This window comes from Actinomadura fulvescens (genome assembly GCF_039533225.1).
In the GTDB taxonomy this organism is placed as follows: domain Bacteria; phylum Actinomycetota; class Actinomycetes; order Streptosporangiales; family Streptosporangiaceae; genus Spirillospora; species Spirillospora fulvescens.
Genome location: NZ_BAAATD010000017.1, coordinates 142,986 through 169,172, shown reverse-complemented (window position 1 = coordinate 169,172; position 26,187 = coordinate 142,986). Strand labels below are relative to the sequence as shown.

23 protein-coding genes are annotated in these 26,187 nt (G+C 71.4%); 5 read left to right on the top strand and 18 right to left on the bottom strand.

Translation table 11 applies throughout. From position 1 onward, the window contains the following. Positions 1–93 precede the first annotated feature (93 nt). From ABD333_RS41840 to argC, 6 genes are read right to left on the bottom strand one after another with little or no spacing between them, the layout of a single operon-like run. Complete coding sequence (locus tag ABD333_RS41840) at positions 94–609, bottom strand: arginine repressor (RefSeq protein ID WP_344548200.1); 516 nt, start codon at positions 607–609, stop codon at positions 94–96. A 1-nt stretch (position 610) separates the two neighbouring features. Further along, a complete protein-coding gene (gene argF / locus ABD333_RS41835) occupies positions 611–1,564 on the bottom strand; it encodes an ornithine carbamoyltransferase (protein WP_344548199.1) in 954 nt (317 codons plus the stop codon). 5 nt (positions 1,565–1,569) lie between these two features. Then, complete coding sequence (locus tag ABD333_RS41830) at positions 1,570–2,799, bottom strand: acetylornithine transaminase (protein WP_344548198.1); 1,230 nt, start codon at positions 2,797–2,799, stop codon at positions 1,570–1,572. Beyond that, positions 2,796–3,710 carry an acetylglutamate kinase gene (gene argB, locus ABD333_RS41825; protein WP_344548215.1) on the bottom strand — a complete coding sequence of 305 codons (915 nt, stop codon included), beginning with the start codon at positions 3,708–3,710 and terminating at the stop codon, positions 2,796–2,798. Before argB ends, ABD333_RS41830 begins: the two co-directional genes overlap by 4 nt. A 50-nt stretch (positions 3,711–3,760) precedes the next feature. Then, positions 3,761–4,918 carry a bifunctional glutamate N-acetyltransferase/amino-acid acetyltransferase ArgJ gene (argJ, locus tag ABD333_RS41820; RefSeq protein WP_344548197.1) on the bottom strand — a complete coding sequence of 386 codons (1,158 nt, stop codon included), beginning with the start codon at positions 4,916–4,918 and terminating at the stop codon, positions 3,761–3,763. Then, positions 4,915–5,943: an N-acetyl-gamma-glutamyl-phosphate reductase gene (argC, locus tag ABD333_RS41815; protein ID WP_344548196.1), complete on the bottom strand. Its 1,029-nt coding sequence runs from the start codon at positions 5,941–5,943 to the stop codon at positions 4,915–4,917. The genes argJ and argC overlap by 4 nt, the downstream gene beginning before the upstream one ends. A gap of 149 nt (positions 5,944–6,092) precedes the next feature. Between argC and ABD333_RS41810 the strand changes: the two genes are divergently transcribed. The 3 genes from ABD333_RS41810 to ABD333_RS41800 are packed head-to-tail and all read left to right on the top strand — an operon-like array spanning position 6,093 to position 8,378. Beyond that, on the top strand, positions 6,093–6,644 hold the full coding sequence (locus ABD333_RS41810) for a MarR family winged helix-turn-helix transcriptional regulator (protein ID WP_344548195.1): 552 nt from the start codon (positions 6,093–6,095) through the stop codon (positions 6,642–6,644). Continuing rightward, positions 6,571–7,533, top strand: coding sequence for an ATP-binding cassette domain-containing protein (locus ABD333_RS41805; protein WP_344548194.1), 963 nt, complete (start codon positions 6,571–6,573; stop codon positions 7,531–7,533). The genes ABD333_RS41810 and ABD333_RS41805 overlap by 74 nt, the downstream gene beginning before the upstream one ends. After that, positions 7,530–8,378, top strand: a complete 849-nt coding sequence (locus tag ABD333_RS41800) for an ABC transporter permease (protein WP_344548193.1) — start codon at positions 7,530–7,532, stop codon at positions 8,376–8,378. The genes ABD333_RS41805 and ABD333_RS41800 overlap by 4 nt, the downstream gene beginning before the upstream one ends. A gap of 359 nt (positions 8,379–8,737) precedes the next feature. Here the strand turns inward: ABD333_RS41800 and ABD333_RS41795 are convergent, their stop codons facing one another. The 11 genes from ABD333_RS41795 to infC form a co-directional block, all read right to left on the bottom strand. Further along, the gene (locus ABD333_RS41795) at positions 8,738–9,472 is read right to left on the bottom strand and encodes a DUF7873 family protein (protein ID WP_344548192.1); all 735 of its coding nucleotides are present in this window, start codon (positions 9,470–9,472) and stop codon (positions 8,738–8,740) included. Positions 9,473–9,549: 77 nt separating this feature from the next. Next, entirely contained in the window at positions 9,550–11,178 is a 1,629-nt protein-coding gene (locus ABD333_RS41790; protein WP_344548191.1) for an ABC-F family ATP-binding cassette domain-containing protein, read from the bottom strand. Positions 11,179–11,446: 268 nt separating this feature from the next. Next, positions 11,447–15,184, bottom strand: coding sequence for an RCC1 domain-containing protein (locus ABD333_RS41785; RefSeq protein ID WP_344548190.1), 3,738 nt, complete (start codon positions 15,182–15,184; stop codon positions 11,447–11,449). Between the two features lie 249 nt (positions 15,185–15,433). Beyond that, positions 15,434–17,914, bottom strand: coding sequence for a phenylalanine--tRNA ligase subunit beta (gene pheT / locus ABD333_RS41780; protein ID WP_344548189.1), 2,481 nt, complete (start codon positions 17,912–17,914; stop codon positions 15,434–15,436). Continuing rightward, entirely contained in the window at positions 17,914–19,023 is a 1,110-nt protein-coding gene (gene pheS, locus ABD333_RS41775; protein ID WP_344548188.1) for a phenylalanine--tRNA ligase subunit alpha, read from the bottom strand. Before pheS ends, pheT begins: the two co-directional genes overlap by 1 nt. A gap of 92 nt (positions 19,024–19,115) precedes the next feature. Then, the gene (locus ABD333_RS41770; RefSeq protein WP_344548186.1) at positions 19,116–20,255 is read right to left on the bottom strand and encodes a sensor histidine kinase; all 1,140 of its coding nucleotides are present in this window, start codon (positions 20,253–20,255) and stop codon (positions 19,116–19,118) included. A 112-nt stretch (positions 20,256–20,367) separates the two neighbouring features. Then, positions 20,368–20,868: an STAS domain-containing protein gene (locus tag ABD333_RS41765; protein ID WP_344548185.1), complete on the bottom strand. Its 501-nt coding sequence runs from the start codon at positions 20,866–20,868 to the stop codon at positions 20,368–20,370. A gap of 392 nt (positions 20,869–21,260) precedes the next feature. Then, positions 21,261–22,076 carry a TrmH family RNA methyltransferase gene (locus ABD333_RS41760; protein WP_344548184.1) on the bottom strand — a complete coding sequence of 272 codons (816 nt, stop codon included), beginning with the start codon at positions 22,074–22,076 and terminating at the stop codon, positions 21,261–21,263. Between the two features lie 34 nt (positions 22,077–22,110). Continuing rightward, positions 22,111–22,488, bottom strand: coding sequence for a 50S ribosomal protein L20 (gene rplT, locus ABD333_RS41755; RefSeq protein WP_151569078.1), 378 nt, complete (start codon positions 22,486–22,488; stop codon positions 22,111–22,113). A 72-nt stretch (positions 22,489–22,560) separates the two neighbouring features. Continuing rightward, positions 22,561–22,755 carry a 50S ribosomal protein L35 gene (rpmI, locus tag ABD333_RS41750; protein WP_151569076.1) on the bottom strand — a complete coding sequence of 65 codons (195 nt, stop codon included), beginning with the start codon at positions 22,753–22,755 and terminating at the stop codon, positions 22,561–22,563. A gap of 181 nt (positions 22,756–22,936) precedes the next feature. Continuing rightward, the gene (gene infC / locus ABD333_RS41745; protein WP_344548214.1) at positions 22,937–23,509 is read right to left on the bottom strand and encodes a translation initiation factor IF-3; all 573 of its coding nucleotides are present in this window, start codon (positions 23,507–23,509) and stop codon (positions 22,937–22,939) included. Between the two features lie 518 nt (positions 23,510–24,027). Here infC and ABD333_RS41740 point away from each other — a divergent pair. Further along, entirely contained in the window at positions 24,028–24,549 is a 522-nt protein-coding gene (locus ABD333_RS41740; RefSeq protein WP_344548183.1) for an NUDIX domain-containing protein, read from the top strand. Positions 24,550–24,555: 6 nt separating this feature from the next. Further along, complete coding sequence (locus tag ABD333_RS41735) at positions 24,556–25,533, top strand: carbohydrate kinase family protein (protein WP_344548182.1); 978 nt, start codon at positions 24,556–24,558, stop codon at positions 25,531–25,533. Here the strand turns inward: ABD333_RS41735 and ABD333_RS41730 are convergent. Beyond that, positions 25,500–26,177 carry an HIT family protein gene (locus ABD333_RS41730; protein WP_344548181.1) on the bottom strand — a complete coding sequence of 226 codons (678 nt, stop codon included), beginning with the start codon at positions 26,175–26,177 and terminating at the stop codon, positions 25,500–25,502. The two genes, ABD333_RS41735 and ABD333_RS41730, sit on opposite strands and share 34 nt — an antisense overlap. Between the last annotated feature and the right edge of the window lie 10 nt (positions 26,178–26,187).

The following is a 26,187-nucleotide window of genomic DNA, read 5'->3' as shown; positions in this document are numbered from 1 at the left end:
CGCCGGCCATGATCGCCCGTACGGGCGGCCGGCGGCGGTCTGTCAGATCGTAGCTGTCCGGCGGGGCCTCGCAGCGGTGGCCCGCGAATGCTCCTAGCCCCGTCGTTCGCGGCCGGAGGTCAGCCGGAGCAGGGCCTGGGCGACCTCCTCGCCTCCGTCGGCGGCACGGGAGATGACCAGGATCGAGTCGTCTCCCGCGACCGTGCCGAGGATCGTCGGCCATTCGGCGTGGTCGATCGCCGAGGCGAGGTACTGCGCGGCCCCGGGCGGGGTGCGGACGATGACCAGGTTGGCCGAGGCCTCGGCGGACACCAGCAGCTCGGCCGCGAGCCGGGTGAGCCGCCCGGCGAACGTCTCGGTGGCGCCGGTGCGGGTCAGCCTGATCCGATCGCCGCCCTCCCCGGGCACCGCGTAGATCAGGCTGCCGTCGTCGGCGCGGAGCTTGACGGCACCGATGTCGACCAGGTCGCGCGACAGCGTGGCCTGCGTGACCTCCAGCCCCTCGTCGGCGAGCAGCTTGGCCAGCTCCCCCTGGGAGTGCACGGGGTGGCGGGTCAGCAGCTCGATCACCTTCGCGTGGCGAGCGGCCTTGGTCATCGGTGTGGTCATGTCAGGCTTCCGTGTCCTCTTCCATCCCCTGGCGGGGGTCCGCCCCCGACCTCAGCAGCCAGGTCAGCAGTGCCTTCTGGGCATGCAGCCGGTTTTCGGCCTCGTCCCAGACCGCACTGTGCGGGCCGTCCAGGACGGAAGCGGCTATCTCCTTGCCACGGTAGGCGGGCAGGCAGTGCAGTACGGCGACATCCGGGGAGGCTAGCGCGACGAGTTCCTCGTTGACCGCGTACGGCTCGTAGATCTCGATGCCCTTTCCCTCCTGGCCCATCGACACCCACGTGTCGGTGGCCAGGACGTCGGCCCCGGCGGCCGCCTGCTTGGCGTCGGCGGTCACGGTCACCGAACCGCCGGTGGCCGCGGCGATCCCGGTGGCCTTGGCCACGATCGCCGGGTCGGGCGGCAGGGACTCGGGAGCGGCGATCCGGACGTGCATCCCGGCGGTCGCGCAGCCCAGGAGGTAGGAGCGCGCCATGTTGTTGGCGCCGTCCCCGAAGTAGGCGAGCGTCACTCCGGCCAGCGCGCCCTTGGCCTCCTGGACCGTCTGCAGGTCGGCCAGGATCTGGCAGGGGTGGAACTCGTCGGTGAGCGCGTTGATCACCGGCACCGTGGTGCCCGCGGCCATCTCCTCGATGCGCTCCTGGCCGCCGGTCCGCCAGACGATGGCGCTGACCTGGCGTTCCAGCACGCGGGCGGTGTCGGCGATCGTCTCGCCGCGGCCGAGCTGGCTGGCGCCGGCGTCCAGGACCAGCGCGTTGCCGCCCAGCTCGGCGATGCCGACGGCGAACGAGACGCGGGTACGGGTGGAGGGCTTGTCGAAGAGCACCGCCACCGACCGCGGTCCCGCGAGCGGAGTGTGGGCGAACCGGTCCCGTTTCATGGCGGCGGCCAGTGCGAGCACCTCGGCCTGCTCGGCGGGGGTGAGGTCGTCGTCCCGCAGGAAGTGCCGGACCATCGCTGTCAGTTCTCCTTCGGGGGTTCGGCTTCAGGGTTCGGCTTCATGGCGCCGGCGGCCGCGTCGAGGATCGCCGGGAAGGCGTCGACGAACGACCGGGCCTGCTGTGGGGTGAGGATGAGCGGTGGGGCGATCCTGATCGCGTCCGGCTGCACCGCGTTGACCAGGAAGCCCGCCTCGCGGGCGGCGGCCTCGACCGCGGGCGCGGCGCCCGGGGTGAGCACGGCGGCCAGCCACAGGCCGCGACCGCGGACCCCGGTCAGCAGCGGGTGCTCGACGGCGGCGAGACCGTCCTTGAGCAGCGTCCCGACCGCCGCGACGTTGTCGAGGAGGTTCTCCTTCTCGATCGTCCACAGCACGGCCAGCGCGGCGGCGGCGGCGACCGGGTTGCCGCCGAACGTGGTGCCGTGGTCGCCCTTGGCGAAGAGCTCACCGGCCGGCCCGAAGCCGACGCAGGCTCCGATGGGCAGTCCCCCGCCCAGCCCCTTGGCCAACGTGAGGATGTCGGGCCGGACGCCCTCGTGCTGGTGGGCGAACCAAGCCCCGGTCCGGCCGATCGCCGACTGGATCTCGTCGGCGACGAAGAGCGTGCCGGTCGCGTCGCAGATCTGCCGTACCGCGGCGAAGTAGCCGTCCGGCGGCGGCACGACCCCGGCCTCGCCCTGCGCCGGCTCCAGGAAGACCGCCGCGCATTCGTCGGTGACCGCCGCGCGCAGCGCCTCGGCGTCGCCGTAGGGGACGAAGCGGACGTCGATGGCGAACGGGCCGAACGGCTCGCGGATCGACCGCTTGCCGGTGAGCGACAGGGCGCCCATCGAACGGCCGTGGAAGCCGTTCTCCGCCGCGACGAAGTAGGTCCTCTCGTTCGCCTTGCCGTACTTGATCGCCAGCTTGAGCGCGCACTCGTTGGCCTCGGTGCCGCTGTTGGCCAGGAAGACCCGGCCCTCGCCGCCGAGCAGCTCGCGCAGCTTCTCGGCCAGGACCACCTCCTGCTCGTTGATGAACAGGTTGGAGGTGTGGGCCAGCGACATGACCTGGTTGGCGACGGCCTCGCCGAGTTCCTCGTGCGCGTGGCCGAGCGAGCTGACCGCGATCCCCGCGATCAGGTCGAGGTACTCGTTGCCGTCGGCGTCCCACACCACGCACCCGTGCCCGGAGGTCAGCACCACCGGCGGGACGCCGTAGTTGGGCATGAACGCGGCCTCGTACCGCTTCCGCAGGTCCCCGGCGCTCATGCCGTGTTCCCTTCCTTGAGCGGCCCGCCCGGGGCGGGCAGGACCATCGTGCCGATCCCCTCGTCGGTGAAGATCTCCAGCAGCAGGGAGTGCAGGACCCGCCCGTCCAGGACGTGCGCCTGCGGTACCCCGCCGCGCACCGCGTGCAGGCAGGCCTCCATCTTCGGCACCATGCCCGCCGACAGCTCGGGGAGCAGGGCCGCGAGCTCGTCGGTGGAGATCTCGGCGATGACGTCGTCGCTGGCGGGCCAGTCGGCGTACAGCCCCTCGACGTCGGTCAGCACGACCAGCTTGGTGGCGTCGAGCGCGACGGCCAAAGCGGCGGCCGCGGTGTCGGCGTTCACGTTGTAGATCTCACCGTCGTCGCCGCGGGCGATGCTGGACACCACCGGGATCCGGCCGTCGTCGAGCAGCGCCCGCACCGCGCCGACCTGGATCTCGACGATCTCGCCGACCTGCCCGATGTCGACCGGCTCGCCGTCCACCACGGCGGACTTGCGTTCGGCGGTGAACAGGTTGGCGTCCTCGCCGGACATGCCGACGGCGAACGCGCCGTGCCGGTTGATCAGCCCGACCACGTCGCGCTGGACCTGGCCGACGAGCACCATCCGGACGACCTCCATCGCCTCGGGGGTGGTGACGCGCAGCCCGGCGGTGAAGTGCGAGTCGATGCCGTTGCGGTCGAGGGCGGCGTTGATCTGCGGGCCGCCGCCGTGCACGATGACCGGCTTGAGCCCCGCGTACCGCAGGAACACCACGTCCTCGGCGAACGAGTGGCGCAGTTCCTCGTCGGTCATCGCGTGGCCGCCGTACTTGATCACGACGGTGGTGCCGTGGAAGCGCTCCAGCCACGGCAGGGCCTTGATGAGGGTCTCGGCCTTGGACATGACGCCGGCCCGGTTCTTGCGCATCCGCGCGCCGGAGATGGCGCTCAGCCGCTCGCTCGCCTGCTCGGGGGCCGTCATGTCGAGTACGCCGAGTTCTCGTGGACGTAGTCCGCGGTGAGGTCGGTCGTCCAGACGGTCGCGCTGTTGGGGCCCGCCGACAGGTCGACGGTGATCGTGACGTCGCGCGGGCGCAGGTCGACCTTGGAGCGGTCGTCGCCGAACGAGCCGTTCCGGCAGACCCACACGCCGTTGATCGCGACGTTGAGCTCGTCGGGCTCGAAGACCGCCTCGGTCGTGCCGACGGCCGACAGCACCCGGCCCCAGTTGGGGTCCTCGCCGTGGATGGCGCACTTGAGCAGGTTGTTGCGGGCGATCGAGCGGCCGACCATGACCGCGTCGAAGTCGCTGGCGGCGCCGACGACCTCGATCGTGATCGCCTTGGACGCGCCCTCGGCGTCCACCAGCAGCTGCCGGGTGAGGTCGGCGCACACGTCGGTGAGCAGTTCGGTGAACTCCGCCTCCTGCGGCGTCACGGCCGCGGCGCCGGAGGCCATCAGCAGCACCGTGTCGTTGGTCGACATGCAGCCGTCGGAGTCGAGCCGGTCCAGCGTCACCGCGGTGGCCGAGCGCAGGGCACGGTCGAGCGCGGCGGCGTCCAGGTCGGCGTCAGTGGTGATCACGGCCAGCATCGTGGCGAGCGAGGGGGCGAGCATGCCCGCGCCCTTGGCCATCGCGCCGATCATGTAGCCGCCCGCGCCCTGCCGGAACGCGATCTTGGCGACGCTGTCGGTGGTGCGGATGGCGTCGGCGGCGGCGAGCCCGCCGTCGGTGCGCGACAGCCCGGCGGCGGCGACCGCGACGCCCGGCAGCAGCCTGTCCATCGGCAGCCGCTCGCCGATCAGCCCGGTCGAGCAGACCATGATCTCCGCGGCCGAGTCCTGGAGGGCCTCGGCGACCGTCTCGGCGGTGGCGTGCGTGTCCTGGAACCCGGCCGGGCCGGTGCAGGCGTTGGCGCCGCCGGAGTTGAGCACCACCGCGCGCACGCGCCCGCCCTTGATGACCTGTTCCGACCAGAGCACCGGCGCGGCCTTCACACGGTTGCGGGTGAAGACCGCCGCCGCCGCGCGGGAGGGCCCGTCGTTGACGACCAGGGCCAGGTCGCGGGCTCCGCCGTCCTTGAGTCCGGCGACGACGCCTGCGGCGCGGAAACCCTGGGGGGCGGTGACGCTCAAGGTGCGACTCCGATCGTGGTGAGCCCGAGTTCTTCGGGGAGGCCGAGGGCGAGGTTGGCGCTCTGTACGGCGCCGCCGGCCGTGCCCTTGGTGAGGTTGTCGATGGCGGCGACCACGACGACGCGCCCGGCGCGTTCGTCGAGGGCGACCTGGACGAGGGCGCTGTTGGCGCCGAGGGTCATGGAGGTCGCGGGCCACTGCCCCTCGGGCAGCAGGCCCACGAACGGCTCTCCGGTGTAGGCCTCCTGGTAGGCCTCGCGGAGCGCGGCGGCGGTGACGCCGGGCTTGGCCTTGGCCGTGCAGGTGGCGAGGATGCCGCGGCTCATCGGCGCGAGCGTCGGGGTGAAGGACACGGTGACCGGCTCGCCCGCGACGGCGCTGAGGTTCTGGACCATTTCCGGGGTGTGCCGGTGGCCCCCGCCCACCCCGTACGCGGTGACCGATCCCATGACCTCGCTGCCCAGCAGGTGCGGTTTGAGGGCACGGCCCGCCCCGGACGTGCCCGAGGCCGCGACCACCACCACGTCCGGTTCGGCGAGCCCTGCCTGGAAGGCGGGGAACAGCGCGAGGGTGACGGAGGTCGGATAGCAGCCGGGCACCGCGATGCGCCGGGTGCCGCGCAGGATCTCCCGCTGCCCGGGAAGCTCCGGCAGCCCGTACGGCCAGGTGCCGGCGTGCGGCGAGCCGTAGAAGTGCTCCCAGTCGGCCGCGTCGGCGAGCCGGTGGTCGGCGCCGCAGTCGACGACGAGCACGTCCCCGCCCAGCCGTTCGGCGATCGGACCGGACTGCCCGTGGGGCAGCGCCAGGAAGACCACGTCGTGACCGGCCAGCTTCTCGGGGGTGGTCTCGGCCAGCACGCGGCCGCGCAGGGATCGAAGGTGGGGCTGGTGCGCCCCGAGGTCGGTGCCGGCGTTGGAGCCCGCCGTCAGCGCACCGATCTCGAACCCTGGATGGCCGGCGAGGATGCGCAGCACCTCACCGCCCGCGTACCCGCTGGCGCCGGCGACCGCCGCCGTGATTCCCATGCTCAGTCCTTCCGGAGGGTAAGCAAGATTATGCATGAGTGTGGATGAGTATTCAACGAGGGCTCATGAGGCTCTCATTATCCGAGACCCGATTACTTCGAGGGCTAAAGATTTGACAACTAAATATCGCACCCCTAACCATAGGCTCCGTGGACGCGAAGAACCTCGGACTCGGCGATCTGGACAGCCTCGGCCCCATGGAGGAGTGGCCCATCGGCCGGCTCTTCGCCGCGGCCTCCCGGCTGGCCGGTCCGGTCATGTGGCGGCTGATCGAGAAGCACGGGACGAGCCCCGCCGGCTTCTTCGTCCTGCGGACGCTCGTCTCCGAGGACGGCCTGCGCCCGGGAGAGATCGCCAAACGGCTGCTGATCTCCCCCGCGACCGTCACCACCGTGGTCGACACGCTGGAACGCAACGGCCACGTCGAGCGGCGCCGGGACGACCGCGACCGGCGCGCCCTGCGCGTCCACATCAACCCGTCCGGGCTCGCCGTCGTGACCGAGACGGGCGAGGCCATGAAGGACGACATCTGGACCCTGTACGACGTGGTCGACGACGAGGACGAGCCGGCCGTCCGCAGGTTCCTGCTCCGCCTGATCGAGAAGTTCGACGCTGAAGGAGACCCCCGTGACCGAGCCTCCCCCCGACCTCGCCATCGGCGCGGTGGACCTCCACAAGACGTACCCGAGCCCCCGCGGTGACGTGCCGGCCGTCCAGGGCATCGACCTGGCCGTCCGGAACGGCGAGTTCTTCGGCCTGCTCGGCCCCAACGGCGCGGGCAAGTCGACCACGATCGGCATGCTGACGACGCTGGTGGTACCGACCGCCGGCTCGGCCCGGGTGTGCGGGTTCGACGTCGTACGGCAGCCGGTCGAGGTCAAGCGCCGGATCGGCATGGTGTCGCAGAACAACACCCTCGACAACGAGCTCACCGCGTTCGAGAACCTCGAGTTCCGGGGCCGCTACTTCGGCATGGGCGGCCGTGACGCCCGCCGCCGCGCCGAAGAGCTCCTGGAGCTGTTCAACCTGACCGACAAGCGCGAGGGCAACCCGTTCGAGATGTCGGGCGGCCAGGCCAAGCGCCTGATGATCTGCCGCGCCCTGGTCCACCGGCCCGAGGTGCTGTTCCTGGACGAGCCCACCGCCGGGCTGGACCCGCAGACGCGCGTCAACCTCTGGGAGGTGCTTCGCGACCTCCAGAAGGAGGGGCAGACGATCGTGCTCACCACCCACTACATGGAAGAGGCCGAGGCGCTCTGCGACCGGGTCGCCGTGGTCGACCACGGCAGGATCCTCGCCAGCGGCACCGTCGAGGAGCTGAAGGGCTCCGCCGGCGCCGAGACCGTGCTCACCGTCGCCTACGACGGCGAGGTGCCGGACATCGCGGCCCTGCGCGACCGCGACGGCATCTCCAAGGTGGAGGTGTCCGGCAACCAGGTGCGGGTCTTCGCCCACGAACCCGACGGCCTCCTCGGCGAGCTCGTGGCGCTCGGCGCCTCCGCCGGCGTCAACGTGACCGACGCCTCCCAGCTGCGCCCCAGCCTGGAGACCGTCTTCCTCACCCTCACCGGACGGGACTACCGCGAGTGACCACCGGCACAGTGACCACCGGCGCGCTGACCGCACCGCCCGCCGTACGGCCCACCGTCCCGCGCACGTTCCTGGCGATGATGGCGCGCGAGCTGCGGGTCATGCGCAAGAACTTCCTGGCCACCTTCGTCCGCGTGCTCGCCCAGCCGCTGATGTTCGTCTTCGTCTTCGCCTACGTGCTGCCGAAGATCGGCGGCGGCATGGCGGGCCAGGGCGGCGCGACGTTCTCCACGATCCTGGTGCCCGGGCTCGTCGGCTCCTCGATCATGATGCAGGCCATGATGGCGGTGATCTTCCCGCTGATGATGGAGCTGACCTGGCAGCGCTCGATCACCGACCGCGCCCTGGCGCCGCTGCCGATCCCCCTCCTCGCGGTCCAGAAGATCGTGGCGGCCGCGGTCCAGGGCCTGATCGGCGGCCTGCTGGTCTTCCCCGCGGTGCTGTTCATCCACGCCGACGGCCAGGCACCCGACGTCCACGTCTCCAACTGGCCGATCCTCCTGGTCGTCATGGTCACCGGCGCGCTGCTGGCGGCCTCCGGGGGCCTGCTGCTCGGTACCCTGATCAACCCGCAGAAGGCGCAGGTGCTCTTCGCCCTGATCCTCATGCCGCTCACCATGCTCGGCTGCGTCTACTACCCGTGGTCGGCCCTCGACAGCGTGCGCTGGCTGCAGATAGCCAGCCTCTTCAACCCGCTGGTGTACCTGAGCGAGGGTCTGCGCACCGCGCTGACGCCCGATGTCGGCCACATGCCCGTCTGGGCGTTCCTGGCGGCCCTCATCGGCGGCACGATCGCCCTGACCTGGTTCGCGACCCGGACGTTCACCAGGCGCGTGCTCACCTGACCTCCGAACGCGCGGCCAGAGGTGGGAACAAGGCGGGACCCGGGGTTTTGCCGCCCCCGGGTCCCTGGTTTACCGCCCAATTCGCACGCCGGCACATATAGGGATGTGGATCAGTTCTGAAGGCCCTTGTGCGTTACCTTTACGCCATCGCCCCACGAGCGGAGCGAGCTGGACTCGAACCAGCATCCCAAGGGGGCTCGTCCACATCCCATCGATCCGGCGATCGGCGGTGAATGCTGAGTCTGGAGCGAGAATCTGAGGTTGAACGGACCGTCAGCTTCGGCTTCAGCTTCAGCTTGCGCTCCTCGCGCACCCCTCCGCTCGACGGCGGGGGGATTCTGTGAATCATCGAAGAAGGACTATCCGAACAGGTAGGCGAAGACGGCCTCGCCCACGCGCTGGTCGGCCACCTCGGCGCCGTTGGCCTCCTCACGTGCGAACTTCACCGCGTTCTGCAGCCTGTCCAGCCGCTCCAGCAGTTCGTTGACCCGCCTGGCGGGCAGCGCGCCGGAGAACTTCACCGTGGTCCAGTATCCGACCGGGATGTCCTCGTAGTACACCTCCACCTGCGCCGGGTGCTTGTCGGTGGCCTCGGCCTTGACGTGGTTGCGCGGCACCTTCTTGGTCTTGACCGTGCGGACCGGCTCGGTGCGCCACACGTCGGTGGACGCGTCGTGCGTCCAGGTCTCGGCGGCGTCCAGCACCGGCAGCTTGCGCACGAACGTCTGCAGGTCCTTGAGCTGCTTCTCCAGGAACAGCAGGTAGGTGACCGGCGCGTCCCGTACCAGCGTGGTGCCGTCGACGGTGACGTCGGCGCGGGCCACGCAGTTCGCCCAGTCCTTGGTGGCGGTCACGTCGAAGAGCCGGGCGAGCGACGCGCTCACGTCGCGCAGCACGTCGTCGACCTTGACCTGCACACGGGTGGACTCGGGCGGCAGCCGCTCACCCTCCTCGTCCTTGGGCTGGTACGTCCGCGAGATGCCCGACAGCAGCGGCGCCTTCTGGACCGAGTGATGAGCCTCGGTGAGATCCTGGAAGGACTTGCTCTTCACGCCCTTCTCCACTGCGATGATCTGATTCAGTTTCGTCGCCACCGGTGTCGCCCCCTTTCGATTCGGAATGACCGTAGCAGCGACGAATCTTCCAAATCACCGCATTATTGGTTCTTGGTTCACTCCCCGAGTTCCTCCTCGTCGATCTCACTCAGCCCGGTCTCGCGGTCCAGGCGGAGCCAGCGGGTGACGCCGATGCTCCGCAGGAACGGCAGATCGTGGCTGACCACGACCAGCGCGCCCCGGTAGGCATCCAGGGCCTGGCCGAGCTGCCGCGCGCTGGCCATGTCGAGGTTGTTCGTCGGCTCGTCCAGCAGCAGCAGCTGCGGGGCGGGCTCGGCGAGCAGCAGCGAGGCCAGCACCGCCCGGAACCGTTCGCCTCCCGACAGCGTTCCCGCGAGCTGGTCGGCCCGCGCGCCGCGGAACAGGAAGCGCGCGAGTCCCGCGCGGATCGTGTTCACGGGCGCCGACGGGGCGAACGCGCGCACGTTGTCGACGACGCTCAGCCCTTCGTCGAGCACGTCCAGGCGCTGCGGCAGGTACCGCAGGCCGTCCACGCCGACCTTCACGGCCATGCCCTCGGGCACCGGGTCGCCGACCAGGGCCCGCAGGAACGTCGTCTTGCCCGCCCCGTTGGGGCCGACCAGGGCGATCCGTTCCGGGCCACGGACGATGAGCTCCTCCAGCGTGCCAGGCTCGGGCTCGGCCGCCGTGAGGCCGGTGACCGTGAGCACCGTGCGGCCCGCCGGGACCTCGGTCGCGGGCAGCTGGACCCGGATCTCCGCGTCGTCGCGCACCGCCTCCTCGGCCTCGGTCAGCTTCTCCCTGGCGTCGGCGAGCCGCTCCTCGTGCATGATGCGGTGCTTGCCCGCCGCGACCTGCGCCTGGCGTTTGCGCTCCTGCATGATGATCTTCGGCTCGCGCTTCTGCTCGAACATCTTGTTGCCGTAGCGGACGCGCCGGGCCAGCTTGACGTGTGCCTCCTCCAGTTCGCGCTTCTGCTTGCGCACATGCGTCTCGGCCGCCCGCACCATGCGCTCGGCCGCCTCCCTCTCGACGGCGAGCGCCTCCTCGTACGCGGTCAGGTTGCCGCCGAAGGTGCGGACCGTGCCGTCGCGCAGGTCGGCGATCTCGTCGGCGAGATCCAGCAGCGTCCGGTCGTGACTGACGACGACCAGCACGCCCGGCCACGCGGAGAGCGCGTCGTACAGCCGGCGCCGCGCGTCCAGGTCGAGGTTGTTGGTCGGCTCGTCGAGCAGCAGGACGTCCGGGCGCGCCAGGAACAGCGCGGCCAGCCCGACCAGGACCGTCTCGCCGCCCGAGAGGGTGGCCACGGTCCGGTCGAGGCCGAGGTGGTCCAGGCCGAGCCGGTCGAGTTCGGCGCGGGCCCGTTCCTCGACGTCCCAGTCGTCCCCCACCGCGGCGAAGTTCTCCTCGGTGGCCTCGCCGCGTTCGATGGCGAGCAGCGCGGTGCGGGCGTCGCTGATCCCGAGCAGGTCGGCGACGGTACGGGCGGTGCCGAGCGGAAGGTTCTGCGGCAGGTGGCCGACCTCCCCCGCGACACTGATCGTGCCCGACGCCGGGCGCAGCTCACCGGCGATCAGCTTCAGCAGGGTGGACTTGCCCGAGCCGTTGACGCCCATCAGCCCGATGCGGCCGGGGCCGAACGCGGCGTCGAGCCCGTCCAGCACCTCGGTGCCGTCCTGCCAGGAGAACGAGACGTCCAGGCAGACGATCGAAAATGACATGAGCGGTGGTCCTCCATGACGCGTCGAAATGATCAAAGGACACGTGGAGACACCGCGGTTCCGGCACCGCGTGCGGACGCCGGGCATGAGAAAGCCCGGACGAAGGGGTCCGCTGAGATCGCGTGCGCGAGCCGTGAACGGCTACAGCGCGGTGTCTGCGACCTCAGTTCTTCAAGGGACTCCCCAGCCGGGCGACGATATGACTTTCCCAGGCTACCCCAGCCCCTAACGCAACACAAGTAGTGTTAGCGAGAATCTCGTGGAGTGGTCAGGGCATGCCGGTCACCTGGGCCGGAGAGGTGCTGTCGGTGTTCGTGCCAGTGCCGAGCTGGCCCCGGTAATTGGAGCCCCAGGCCAACATGGAGCCGTCGGCGCGGACCGCCACGGAGTGGTAGCCGCCTCCCGTGACCGCCATGACCCCGTTGAGGCTCGTCACCGTGGCAGGGCTGGTCAGGAAACCGCCACTGGTGCCGAGGCCGAGTTCACCGGCGCCGTTGTAGCCCCAGGCGCTCACGGTGCCGTCGTGCTTGACGGCGAACGAGCTCCATGCCCCCGGACCCACGGTGGAGACTCCGCTCAGGCCCGGAACCTGGGCGGGCGCCGTACGACCTGTCGTGCCGCCGTCACCAAGCTGTCCCCTGCTGTTCTCACCCCAGGCCCACACAGTGCCGTCCGTCCTGACCACGAGGAAGTGGTGGGTCCCAGCGGCGATCGAGCCCGGCCAGACCGCCACGTTCGTCAGCCCGGAGACCTGTGCCGGAGTGAGAGTGCCGGCATTCGAGCCGCCGATGACGGTGTTGCCCCAGGTCCAGACCGTACCGTCGGTTCTGGTCGCCATCGCGTGGCTGGCGCGCGCCGCGATCGCCGCGACGCCGGTCAGGTTGACCGCCTGGACGGGGGTGAGCCTGGTCGTCCGGGTGCCGTCGCCTATCTGCCCGCTCTGGTTGGCGCCCCAGCCCCACACCGTTCCGTCGGACTTGAGCGCCAGCGAGAACTGGCTTCCGGCCGCCACCGCGATCACGCCGCTCAACCCGGTGACCTGTACGGGGCTCGGACGGCCGGTCGTGGTCCCATCACCCAGCTGGCCGAGGTTGTTCCTCCCCCACGCCCAGACCGTGCCGTCCGACCGCACCGCCAGAGCGTGCTCCGTACTGGCGGCCACCGCACCGGGCCTCCTGGCGACCCCGGTCAGGCCAGGTACCTGGCGGGGAACGTTGCTGTCGCTCGTCGACCCGGTGCCGAGCTGACCAAACTCGTTGTGCCCCCAGGACCACACGGTGCCGTCGTTCTTGATCCCGATCGTGAACCGTTCTCCGCCCGCGATGCCCCCACGGACGTAGTTGACGGCTGCCTTCAGGTTCGGCAGGGGACCGATGTGCCGAGTGTCCCCGGCCGGCTGCGGGGTACCGGTCTGCTTCAGGAGCCGCCGGATCGTGCCCGGAGGCAACGGCGCGCCACCGGCTCGCTTGACGAGTCCCTGCAACGCGGCGACGCCACCGGCCACGATGGGACTGGCCGACGAGGTCCCGTTGAACCAGCTGTAGTAGAGCTTGTTCTGGTCCGTCTCCGTCGGGCTCAGATCGTTTCCGTTGGGAAACGTGCCGAGGGTGGCCACGCAGTCACCGTAGCCCTGGACGTCCACACGCGATCCGAAGGTCGTCCCCCAGAAGGTCTCGGGATCCTTGTGGATCGCCGTCCGTGCCGGCGGACGGCTGGACCCCGAGCAGTTCGCGCCGGCCTCGCTGGGCGGCTCGCCCGCCCCGACCATGATCGCCCCCGAGTCGGGCCGGCGCATGATGTCGGCGGCGCGGCCGTCGGCGGCGTCGTCGAGGTCGTTCGCACCGTTGCCCGCGGGCTCGACCACGGTGATGCCGGCGGCCGTGGCCAGGACGATCTCGTCGTAGTGCCAGCCGGCCCACTCGAGGGGATACCACTTGCCGTCGGCGAACCTGTACGCGGCCTCGATGAGGATCACGTCACCGGCGGTCGAACGTTGCCGGGCGGCGGCCAGCCCGCCGTCACGGGTCGCGCCGAGCAGCAGCTTGGCGCGGGGCGCGATGCCCGCGATGCCGGCTCCGTTCTCGTCGTTCGCGCCGAGGATGCCGGCGACGGCGGTGCCGTGGTAGCCGAGGCCGTCGACGCACGTGGCGGCGATCGTGCGGCTCAACCGGATCGGCGGCCCGGCCGGGGCCGGACGGCCGGCGAGCTCCTCGTGACAGGTGTTCCACTCGTTGATCGTCGTGAGCGTGCGAACGGGCACGGCGGACGACGCGCGGTCGCCCGTGCCGAGCTGGCCGTTGGTGTTCGCTCCCCAGCCGTAGGGCGATCCACAGTGCTCGTAGATCAGCGTATGCCTGGCTCCGGTGGCCACCGCCGCGTCGCTGCAATTCCCGTTCGGAGCCGTATGAACCGGAACGGGGCTGTCCTGCATGTTGTCGTCGCCGAGTTGGGCGTTCCGGTTGGAACCCCAGGTGCGCACGGCGTTCGCAGAGATCGAAGCGCTGTGCGCGGCGCCGGCGGCGATCTCGCTGGTGCCGGTCAGCTCTGAGACGCTGACCGGCGACGGGCGGTCCTCCGTGCTCCCGTCACCGAGCTGCCCCCGATCGTTGGCACCCCATGACCTCACCGTCCCCGAGACACGGGCGAGCGAGTGCGCGCCCCCTGCGGCCACCTGCTGAACCCCGGCGAGACCGGGGACCGTGATCGGCGTGGACCGCGAGGTGTCACCGCCGTCGCCGAGCTGGCCGTTCGAGTTCTTGCCCCAGGCCTTGACAGTGCCATCGGATAGGAGAGCGAGCGAATGGCCGCCACCGGCGGCGATGGCGCCGTACGCCGTCGACACGCCGCTCAGTCCGGTGACGGTGACCGGGCTCCTGCGGGATGTGGTGGTGCCGTCACCCAGCTGGCCGTCCGTGTTGTTCCCCCAGGCTTTGACGGTGCCATCGGACAGCGCCACCAGCACATGACCGTCACTGCCGGCGCTGACGTTGACGGCATTGGTGACGCCCGGAACCTGGACCGGCTTGTTGCTGCCGTTGGTCGTGCCGTTCCCCAGCTGCCCTTCGGAGTTGTCACCCCAAGCCCAGACCGTGCCGTCCTTCTTGACGACGACGGAGAAGTCCCCTGCCGCGGCGACGGCTTTGAATCCCCTGAGGCTTTCCACCGGCATGAGGACGTCGCTGTCGGTGTTGTCACCTCCGCCGAGCTGACCCTTGTCGTTCCTTCCGGTGGCCCATAGGACGTCGTACCCGCCGTCCGAGGATGGCGAGACCATCGTCAGCGTGTGGGAGTCACCCGCGGCGATCGCGCCCGGCGTCGAGCCGACCCGAAGGCCGCTCGCGGCCTCCACGTCCGAGATGGTGATTCCGTCTCCCTTGCCGCCCGGCAACGCGTTGACGGCGTCCGCGTCGATGCCGGTCCCGCCCGCCGCGCCGACCGCGTTCCGGTATCGCTGATGGGGGCGCAGCGGCTCACTCGGCTTGACCGGTTCGAGCTTCGCCTGGGCGATCTCGACCGATGGCAACGCGTTCAGGTCGTCGAGAAGCTTCTCGATGCCCTGGGGCACCGTGATCGTGAACCAGGAGTTCATGTCCGGAAGCCGGCGGCCCGTGCGTTTCTCCAGCTTCTCCCGCTCCGCCGCCAGCCGGTTCTCGGGCAGCGGCACCAGGGGGCGCATGGAGGCCCCCGGATACCTCGCCAGTGTGCGCTCGATCGCCGACGCCTCGGCGTCGTTCCTGGCCACCGGCTTGTGCGCGCGAACGCGTACGACGCGGTCGGAGAAGAACTTCACCGACAGCTCGGTCCTGGAGAACTCCTTGGGCAGCGGACCGCGCGTTCCCGGCGCCTTCCCCTTCTGCCGGCTGTGGTCGTACGCCGCGGGCCCGGGCGCGACCGCACTCGCCGCGGCCGTCACGGGGACCACCGTCCCGGACACGGTCACGCCCAGGAGCAGCCCCGTGACAGCGGACAGACAGCGCACGAACCTGCGCCTGCGATCGTTGAGCACCGGCACCTCACAGCACGGATTCGCCGTCCCCAGGTCGTGCGCCGACGACCGCCCATCAAGAGGCCGACAATGATGGACAAGCCGTTCCAGATCCTAGGAACGCGACCGCGCCACGCGCATGGTCACGGTGATCAGAAATGTGAGAGAACGTGCGCGGACGCTGACAATCGCCGTCAACGGCCCCAAGGCGCGGCAAGGCCCCGCGCCGCCCTTCGTCGTGCGTGCGGGGCCCTTGCCGTGCTGCTCAGATCAGGCGCCTCGGAGGGCGGCGCCGGTGCGCTCCACCGCGGACGCCACGGCCGCGTCGCGGGCGGCGGAGGCGTCCTCCGCCGTCAGCGTGCGGTCGGGCGCGCGGAAGCGCAGCGTGTAGGCGAGGGACTTGCGGTCCTCGCCGACCTGCTCGCCGGTGTAGATGTCGAACAGCCGGATCGACTCCAGCAGCTCCCCCGCCCCGGTGCGCAGCGCCGCCTCGACGTCGGCGGCGGGCACGGCCGCGTCGACGACCAGGGCGACGTCCTGGGTGGCGACCGGGTAGGACGACACGTGCGGCGCGGCCGGGCCGACCGGGTCGCCGAGCCGGCGCAGCTCCAGCTCCATCGCGCAGGTGCGCGGCCGCAGCCCGTACGCCTTGATGACGCGCGGGTGCAGCTCACCGGCATGCCCGGCGAGCGTCTCGCCCGCGTAGAGCGCGGCGCAGCGGCCCGGGTGCCAGGGCGCGTGCCGGTCGGCCTTGACCGTGAGCTCGACGCCGGCCTCGCGGGCCACCGTGCGGGCGGCCTCGATGGCGTCGGCCCAGGTGGCCGGCCTGCCCTTGCCCCACCAGCCGGACGGCTCGCGTTCGCCCGCAAGGACGGCGGCGACGCGCAGCGGCTGGTCGGGCAGCGCGGCGTCGACCGAGGCGATCTCGTCGGGCGTCGGGCCTCGGTCGACGGCCAGCCGCGGCGCCCGCGCCGGGGCGTCCGGGCGCGGCCGGAAGACCAGGCCGAGCTCGTACAGCGCGACGTCGCCGAAGCCGCGGCCCACGTTGCGCGCCAGGGCCTTGAAGAGGCCGGGAAGCAGCGTGGTGCGCAGCAGCGGCTCGTCCTCCGACAGCGGATTGGCCAGGCGGAGCGCCGTGCGGCGGGCATCGCCCGCCGGGAGCTGGAGGGAGTCCCAGTCCTTCGCCGCGACGAACGGGAAGCTCAGCACCTCGGTGTAGCCGGCGCCCGCCAGCGCGCGGCCGACACGGCGGCGCAGCCGCTGCCGCGGGGTCAGGCCGCGCCCGGCGGCCGGACGCGGGGCGCGGGCCGGGATGTTCTCGTAGCCCTCCAGGCGGATGACCTCTTCGGCGAGGTCGTTGGGGTCGACCAGGTCGGGCCGCCACGTCGGCGGCATGACGACGAGCGGGTCGTCGCCCTGAACGGTGCAGCCGACCTGCTCCAGACGGCGGACGACGGTGTCGCGGCCGTAGGTCACGCCCGCGACGCGGTCCGGGTGACCCACGGCCATCGTGATCGTGACGGGCTCGACCGGGGCCTCCGCGTGCGTCACCCCCCGGACGATCTCGGCGCCGCCCAGGTCGGCGAGCATCCGCGCCGCGCGGTACGAGGCGTACAGCGGCAGCTCCCGGTCGACGCCCCGCTCGAACCGGTACGACGCCTCGCTGTGCAGCTTGTGGCGGCGCACCATGCGCGCGGTGCCGATGGCGTCGAAGTGCGCGCCCTCGATCACCATGTCGGCCGACTTCTCGTCGATCTCGGTGTTGAGCCCGCCCATCGTGCCCGCCATCGAGATCGGGCCCGACTCGTCGGTGATGAGGATGTCCTCGGGGTCGAGCGTGCGCTTGACGTGGTCGAGCGTCTCCAGGGTCTCGCCCGCCCCGGCGCGCCGCACCACGATCGGGCCGGTGAGCTTGCCGCGGTCGAACGCGTGCAGCGGCTGGCCCAGCTCCAGCATCAGGTAGTTGGTGACGTCCACCGCGAGCGAGACCGGCCGCATGCCGGCGCGGTACAGCCGCACCCGCATCCACATCGGGGTCTGCGCCTCGGCGTCGAAACCGCGGACCTCACGCAGCACGAACCGGTCGCACGCCGTCGGGTCGGCGATGCTCGCGGGGTAGGCCTCGGCCGTGTCGGCGGGCAGCTCGACGTCGGCGGGATCGGTGAACGGCACGTCGTAGGCGACGGCCGCCTCGCGCGCGATGCCGCGGATCGACAGCGCGTAGCCGCGGTCGGGCGTGACCGCGATGTCGAGCACGTCGTCGCGCAGCCCGAACAGCCCGATGACGTCGGTGCCGACCGGCTCGTCACCGGGCGGGAGCACGAGGATGCCGTCGTGGTCGTCGCCGATGCCGAGCTCGCGCACCGAGCAGATCATGCCCTCCGACACCCGGCCGTAGGTCTTCCGGGCACCGATCTTGAAGCCGCCGGGCAGCTCGCCGCCGGGCAGGATGACCACGACCCGGTCGCCGACCGCGAAGTTGGTCGCGCCACAGATGATGTTCTGCGGCTCGCCGGTGCCGTTGGCCTGGCCGACATCGACCTGGCAGTAGCGGATCGGCTTCTTGAACTCCGTCAGCTCCTCGATCGCCAGCACCCGGCCGATGACCAGCGGCCCGACGAGGTCGGCGCCGGCCTGCTCGACGGTCTCGACCTCCAGGCCGGCGTCGATCAGCTTGGCGGCCAGCGCGCGGCCGGTGACGTCGGCGGGGAGCGCCACGTACTCCCGCAGCCACGAAAGCGGGGCCCGCATCAGATCTCCATCCCGAACGGAAGGGTGAAGCGGACGTCGCCCTCCACCATGTCGTGCATGTCCTCCACGCCGTGCCGGAACATCAGCGTGCGCTCCACGCCGAGCCCGAACGCCCAGCCGCTGTAGCGGTCAGGGTCGATGCCGCAGGCGACGAGCACGCGCGGGTTGACCATGCCGCAGCCGCCGATCTCGATCCAGCCCTCGGAGCCGCACGTGCGGCACGGCTCGCCGCCCGGCTCGACCGACGCGCCGCGGCAGACGAAGCACTGCATGTCGACCTCGGCCGACGGCTCGGTGAACGGGAAGTAGGAGGGGCGCATCCGCACGGCCAGGCCCGCGCCGAACATGCCGTTGACGAACGCGTCGATCCCGCCGCGCAGGTCGGCCATCGTGATGCCCTCGTCCACCACCAGGCCTTCGAGCTGGTGGAAGACCGGGCTGTGCGTGGCGTCCAGCTCGTCGGTGCGGAACGTGCGGCCCGGCACCACCACGTACACCGGCAGCTCGCGCGACAGCAGCGCGCGGATCTGCACCGGCGAGGTGTGGGTGCGCAGTACCAGGTCCGACTCCTCTGACTCCACGAAGAACGTGTCCTGCATGGAGCGCGCCGGGTGGTCGGGCTTGAAGTTGAGCGCGTCGAAGTTGAACCAGCCGGCCTCGACCTCGGGCCCCTCGGCGACCTCGAAGCCCATGGAGACGAAGACGTCGGCCATGCGCTCCTGGATGGTCGTCAGCGGGTGCCGGGCGCCGCGGGGGGCGCGGTCCCAGGGCAGGGTGACGTCGACGGCCTCCTCGACGAGCACGCGCTGGTCGCGTTCCTCCTCCAGTTCGGCCTGGCGGGCCTTGAGCGCCTGGGCGACCGCGCCGCGGGCGGCGCCGATGCGCTTGCCCGCCTCGGCCCGGGCCTGCGGCGGCAGCGCGCCGATCTCCCGGTTGGCCAGGGCCAGCGGCGACCGGTCTCCGGCGTGCGCCAGGCGGGCTTCCTTCAGTGCGTCGAGGTCACCGGCGCCGGCGATGGCCGCCAGGGCCTCGTCGCGCGCCCGGTCGAGCTCTTCGGGCTGCAACGCGGACACCTCGACTGGGTCGTAGGACTTGTTGGGTGCAGACATGGTGGTGAGACAACTCCGGCTCGGCATGGATCGCCCCGCAGTCTAGTGCGCGGCGGCGTGCGGCTTGGAAAGCCCGCGGGGCGCGGCGGCGGTCAGGCCGCGTGGTCCGGTGCCCCTGCGGGCAACGTAAATCGGAACTCGGCGCCGCCACCCGGGGCGCGGCGCACCGAGATCGTGCCGCCGTGGGCCTCGACCAGGCCCTTGACGATGTAGAGGCCGAGCCCGGTGCCGCCGCGGCGGTTGCCGCCGGGGCCGCGCCAGAACTGCCGGAAGACGCGGTCGGCGGCCTCGGGCGGGATGCCCTCGCCCTCGTCGCGCACCGACACGGCCGCCCCCTCCTTGTGTGCGTCCGGCTCCACCACGATGGTGACGGTCCCGGCGCCGTGACGCACGGCGTTCTCCACCAGATTACCGAGGATCTGGTCGACCTTGTCGGGGTCCAGCCACAGGTCGGGCAGCTCGCCCCGGACGTCGAAGCGGAACCGGTCGGCGGGGTCGCCCGCCGCGACCCGGCCCGCGATGACCTTGCGGACCTCCTCGGCCAGGTCGACCACCTGCCGGTGCATCTCCAGCCGGCCGGCCTCGATGCGCGAGACGTCCAGCAGCTCGGTGATCAGCCGGGTCACCCGGTCGGCGTCGGCGTTGACGGTCTCCAGCATGACGCGCTTCTGGTCGTCGTTGAAGCGGTGCCACTTGGCCAGCAGCGTGGCGGTGAAGCCCTTGACGCTCGTGAGCGGGGACCGCAGCTCGTGGGCCACGGTCGAGACCAGGTCGGCGCGGTCGCGCTCCTGCCGGGCCCGGTGGGCGGCGTCGCGCAGGGAGACGGTGAAGCGTTCCACCGAGCCGTCGCGGTCGCGCCGGTAGCCGGCGGTGACCAGCAGCTCGGTGTCGTCGGGAAGGTAGAGCGAACGCTCGGGATGGCGGCTGCGCGTGGCCAGCCCCTCGTACGGGGCCAGGCACTTCCACCAGTCGCGGCCCTCGGCGTCGTGCAGCGGGAGCACGTCGCGGAAGTCGCGGCCGATGGCCGACTCCGCGGCGATCCCGGTCATCCGCGCGGCGGCCGCGTTGAAGATCGCGACCCTGCCGTCGCGGCCCGCGACGAGCAGCCCGTCAGCGAGATCGTCGGCAAGCCGATAGGCGGGATCGTCGGCGAGGCCGTCGGCGGGGTCGCGCGCCGGGCCGCCGGCGCCGCCGACCGGGTCGCCGGTGTCGGATGGCACGCGTTGAGGCACGTGCGGGGAGTCCTCTCCGCCCACAACGGCCTCCAGAACACCGGTGAGTACGCGGCCTGTCAGGATGAGACTCTATCCGGACCAGGCCACCTTACGGGACCCGGAAAACTCCCTAGGGAAAGGCTTTTGTGGCGGCCGAGCGCACTTGGGCGACCGCGTCCGTGACGTTGTCGTGCAGGGCGAGGACGCGGTGGAGCCCGGAGATGTGCAGCAGCCGCCGCTGCGCGGGGCGCAGACCGGCGAGCCGGAGCGCTCCACCGTGCTCGCCGGCGCGGTTGTGCGCGGCCACGAGCGCGCCGAGCCCTGTGGCGTCGCAGAACGACACCCCGGAGAAGTCGACGACCACCTGGTGGTGCCCGGCCGCGTCGACCTCGTGCAGCACGCTCCGCAGCGTGTCCGCGGTGTTGAGGTCGATCTCCCCCCAGACCGCCACGACCGCGAGCTCGCCATGGGTGCGCACCACGGAGACCCGCACGCCCGGAAGCGTCTCCCCCACGCCTCCGGTGACCGTGCCCCCGGGCCCTGTGGCACGTTCCGGCGCCGTGTCACGGCACCGCAGCAACGGGCCTCGCCGCACCGTCGATCTGGTGCCGGCCTTCCTGTTCTCGTTCATCACATCGCCCCCACTCTGGCGTCTCGCTCTGCCGATCCCCTGCGGCCCCGCGCCGCGGCCCCACACCGCGGCTGCGCACCACAGCCCACTGCAGCCCCACGCTGCAGACCGACTCCGCCGGCCACGTTCGCCGGCTGGTACCGCACAGCCTCATCCGCCCTGCTCATCACGCTAGGCACCAGATGAGGCGAGTGAATCCCTCTCGGGTCTGGAGTCCACTCATCCGTAGGAACGAGCGGGATGGAACAAAATGCAGCCGGACCCGTACGCGGAGTTTCATCCTCCCAGGTCAGGCTTCGGGAAAGGGCGCTGAACGCGACCGCAAACGGCCAGCCCTCACGAGAACCCGCGGGCCGCTTCGAGCGTCCCGCGTGGCAGAGATCACGCGGCGCTCAGGCGCTGCGCTGAGCCCGTGCCGACGCGTAGAGGCAGACGGCCGCCGCGGTGGCCAGGTTGAGGCTCTCGGCCCTGCCGTAGATGGGCACCCGCACGACGTCGTCCACGTGGCGCAGGATCTCGTCCGGCAAACCCCAGGCCTCGTTGCCGAACACCCACGCGGTCGGCCTGGCGAGGAGCTCGTCGTCGATGGCCTCGTCCAGCGTGCGCTTGCCCGCGCCGTCGGCCGCCAGCACGGTGAGGCCCGCCTGCCTGAGGTCGGCGATCAGCGTCTCGAAGCGCGGGCCGACCACGACGGGAAGATGGAAGAGACTGCCCGCCGACGCCCGCACGCACTTGCCGTTGTACGGGTCGACGGAGGCGTCGGTGAAGACGACGCCGTCGGATCCGGCGGCGTCGGCGGTGCGCAGGACGGTGCCGGCGTTGCCGGGGTCGCGGACGTGCGCGAGCACCGTCACCAGCCGCGGCCGCGACTCCAGTGCCGTGCTCAGCGGAACGTCGATGAACTCGCAGACCGCCAGCAGCCCCTGCGGGGTCACGGTCTGCGCGAGCTCGGCCATGACCTCGCCGCTGACCCGCAGCACCGGCACGCCGGCCCGCTCGGCCGCGGTCACCAGCTCGGGGTGGCGGGACTCGGCCTCGGCGGTGGTGAACAGCTCGGCGAGCCCTTGCGGGATCTCCAGCGCCTCGCGCACCGCCTGCGGACCTTCGGCGAGGAACCGGCGCTCACGGCGCCGGAAAGCGCGTTTGGCGAGCCGCCGAGCGGCCTTCACCCGCGGTGAACGCAGTGAGGTCAGCTCGCGGCCCGCCATCGTCGCTCGTTCGCCCGTCGAACTGATGCCGGCCTCAGGCGGCCTCGCTGCCCTCGGCGGGCAGCGCGGCCTTGGCGACCTTCACCAGCGCGGCGAAGGACTCGGCGTCGTTGACGGCCAGCTCGGCCAGCATGCGCCGGTCGACCTCGACCTCGGCGGCCTTGAGACCCTGGATGAACCGGTTGTAGGTCATGCCGTTGGCGCGGGCCGCGGCGTTGATGCGCTGGATCCACAGGCGCCGGAACTGGCCCTTGCGGTCCTTGCGGTCCCGGAACGCGTAGGTCATGGAGTGGAGCTGCTGCTCTTTGGCCTTGCGGTAAAGACGCGACCGCTGGCCGCGGTAGCCGCTCGACCGCTCCAGGACGACCCGACGCTTCTTGGCGGCGTTGACCGCCCGCTTCACGCGTGCCACGTGATGAACTCCTTCGTGGGGGCCGGGGCCTCGGGCCACGGCCGGTCGTACGGACTGCTGGTCGGCGGCTGCTTACTTGCGCAGCAGCTTCTTCATGTTCTTGGCGTCGGCCGGGCTCACCACGACGTTGCCGCTCAGGCGGCGGGTCCGCTTGGTGGGCTTGTGCTCGAGCAGGTGGTTCTTGTTGGCGCGGCGGCGGATCACCTTGCCGGAGCCGGTCAGCTTGAAGCGCTTCTTGGCACCACTGTGGGTCTTGGTCTTCGGCATGGTCGCCGTCGTCTCCCTCTGCTTCGGGCCCCCGCGAAAAGCACGGGGGCGTGCCTGATCGGGCGCATCCCACGGTGGCGACGCGCCTGGTCAGGCTCAATGTACGTGCGTCACGACCCTGCCGAGGCAGGATCACTGTGGCTCGGCCTCACGGCCGGGCCGGCGGCCCTGTCCGGGCCGGTCAGGCGGACTCGTCCGACGCCGCCGCGGCCTCGTCGCGGGCCGCGCGCTCGGCCTTGGCCTCGGCCTTGGCCTCCGCCTTCTTCTTGTGCGGACCGATCACCATGATCATGTTGCGGCCGTCCTGCTTGGGCCGCGACTCGACGAAGCCGAGCTCCTCGACGTCGTCGGCGAGCCGCTGCAGCAGCCGGAAGCCGAGCTCCGGGCGGGACTGCTCACGACCACGGAACATGATCGTGACCTTGACCTTGTCCCCTGCCTTGAGGAACCGCACCACGTGACCCTTCTTGGTCTCGTAGTCATGCGGGTCGATCTTCGGCCGGAGCTTGATCTCCTTGATGACCGTGTGCGCCTGGTTCTTCCGCGCCTCACGCGCCTTCATCGCGGACTCGTACTTGAACTTGCCGTAGTCCATGAGCTTCGCGACGGGCGGGCGCGCGGTGGGCGCCACCTCGACGAGGTCGAGATCCGACTCACGCGCCAGTTCAAGGGCCTTGGCGATGGGCACGATGCCCACCTGTTCGCCGTTCGGGCCGACGAGCCGGACCTCGGGCACGCGAATGCGGTCGTTGATACGCGGTTCGGCGCTGATGGGACCTCCTTGGGGCCGTCACTCAAGTTTCAGGACCGGTCGTACCCCAGGCTCTCCATGAAGAAAAGCCCCGCACGACTCGCATACGGGGCCACCTTCGGTCGCCTCGGGGCCGAAAGGCCGCCGAGGGCGAGGGCGAAGCCGGCGCCGGGAAGGCGCCGTTTCGCCGGACCGAGACCCACCGGCCCCTGTCGGCCGGTCAGGTGGGAGGTGGCCTCCGCTTGAGCGCCCCGCCCGGCGTCCGTCTGGACACCGCACAGGGCCGGTCAGCCACCAAGACTACCACCTGGTGGCACCGCCCTCGCCAGGGAGGGCTAAAGCTGCGTGGGGCACGCCAATCCGTGTCAACCACGCCGCTCGCCCTTAAATTCCCCGTGTCGTGGAAGGGTCCACGAGGTGACGGGCATGTGCCGGAGGCGGGACGGTTGCGGGTCCGGTACGGCTTGCTAACGTGAGGTGACGGCCGGCCGCCGAGGCCGGTTGAACGGAAAGATCCCGCGATGCGCGCTTTCAGGTCCGGCGCCGCCACCACCGCGGTGCCGCGCCCCACCCCGGCGATCCGGCTCGAGTTCGCCCAGAAGGCCTTCATCCTCGATGACCGCCGGCGCCTGCTCCTGGTGCGCAAGTCCGCCACGGACCCGCATCACCCCGGCCGGTGGGAGGTTCCCGGCGGGCGGCTGGAGGTGGCCGACGACCTCGACCTCGACGACCACATCCGGCGGGAGGTGTGGGAGGAGGTCGGGCTCAAGATCGATCCTGGCCCGCCGTTCCACCTGTGGCAGTGGTTCATGACCGACGGACGTCCGGGGGCCGGCGGCCACCCGGGCCAGGTCCGGGTGGTGGCGACGGCGCGGCTCTGCCGGCCGGTCACCCTGGAGGCCAGCGTCGAGCACCAGACCGACGACGACCATCTGGAGGAACCCCTCTGGGTGCCGCTGACCGAGATCGAACGCCATGAGCTGATCCCGAGCCTGCGTCCCGTCGTCCGGGCCTTCCTCCGGCTCTACCCGGAACACCTCTGACGCCGTATGGGGACCGCCGAGGCCACCGCCCGTCCGCCGGTGGTGTGGCCGGGTCTGCGCGGGGCCGCCGACCGGCGCTTCGACCTGCTCGTCGTGGGCGATGTGCGGCTGGAGATGCGGGTCGAATTGGACGGCCTGCGCTTCGCCGAGCTCACCGCGGACCGGCTGGTCTACGCGCCCGCGAGCGCGGTGGTCGCCGGGACGGCCGTCAACCTGGCGCGCAGCGCCGTCGGCTACTTCCGGCGGGTCGGCCTCTTCGCCAAGATCGGCGACGATGACCACACCGGGTCGATCCGGCGCGAGCTGAACCGGATCGGCGTCCGCGACCTCTGCCGCGTCGAGACCGGCGTACCCAACGGGGTGGCGGTGATGGTGCGCGACGACGCCCCGGCGGGACCGGGCGTACGGCTGCTCGTCGCGGACCGCGACGCGCCGAGCAGGCGGCTGTCGGAGGCCGACGTCCGGAGCGCCGCCGCCGAGATCCGGGCGGCCGACGTGGTCTTCCTCGACGGTTACGCGCTGCTGTCCCCGGTCTCGCGGGCGGCCACGTACGCCGCCGCCCGCATCGCCGCCGAGAGCGGCACGCTGGTCGCCTTCGACCTGGTTCCGCACGACATCGACGAACGGATGCCGCGCAGCGAGGTGCTGCCGCTGCTCGGCCTCGCCGACGTCATCGTCACCGAGGCCGTGACCGTGGCCCGGCTCCTCGGAGCGCCTCCGCCCGTCACGTCGGCCGAGACCCGTGCGCTGCCGCCGCTCCTGGACCGCGCGGTCGGCGGGCGGCGGCCGCTGTGGCTGCTGCGTTTCGGCGAGACCAACCTGGAGAACGTCCTGGCCTACCGGCGGGAGCGGGAGCGGGGCGGCGGGCGGTTGCTGCTCGAATACGCGTCCGGGTACGGAGAGGGCGTGGAACGCGCCGGATTCGGCGACAGGCTCACGTCCTGCGAGCTCTACTGGTGGCTCTCGGCGCGTTCGTACGGCTGAAGCGCCTCGATCGTGCGGAAGAACCGCTCCCGGCTGCCGGGCAGCCCGAAGCATTCCTGCCATCGCCAGGGACCGCCGGTGAGGGTCCTGTCGTGGGCGACCGCGGCGGCCCACCGCAGGAACTGGCTCGGCACGCCGTCCGCCGGATGGACGGTGGCGGTTCCCTGTTCCTCCACCAGCAGATACGAGCGCCGGCCGTGGAAGAACCGCCGTACCGCCTCGTACGACGCGGGCCGGCCTGGCAGTCCGCGTTCCTCCACCAGCGCGCGCACACCCGTTCCCGACGGCAGCAGGTGCCAGTGCGCGTGGTCGATGCACGCGCCGCCGCCCTGCTCGGTGGCCGGTCCGTGCTCGAAGAGCAGCAGTTCGTCCGGGCCGTACACCTGGCGGTACGTCCGCGCCACGCGGTCGCGCCACACCTTGGCGCGCGCCCACATGGCCCGGCCGAACGCGCCCGCGCACTGATGATGCCGCGTCGTCACCAGCAGCAGGTGGCCCTCCACGAGCGGAGCGAGGTCGGGCATCAGAAAGAAGTCGTCGTCGGCCGCGAACACCGCGGCCTCACCGGGAAGGTCCGCCATCGCGTTGAACCGGAACCGCAGTGGCGGACACAGCACGCAGTCATGAACCGCGTCGGTGCGCATCACATCCTCC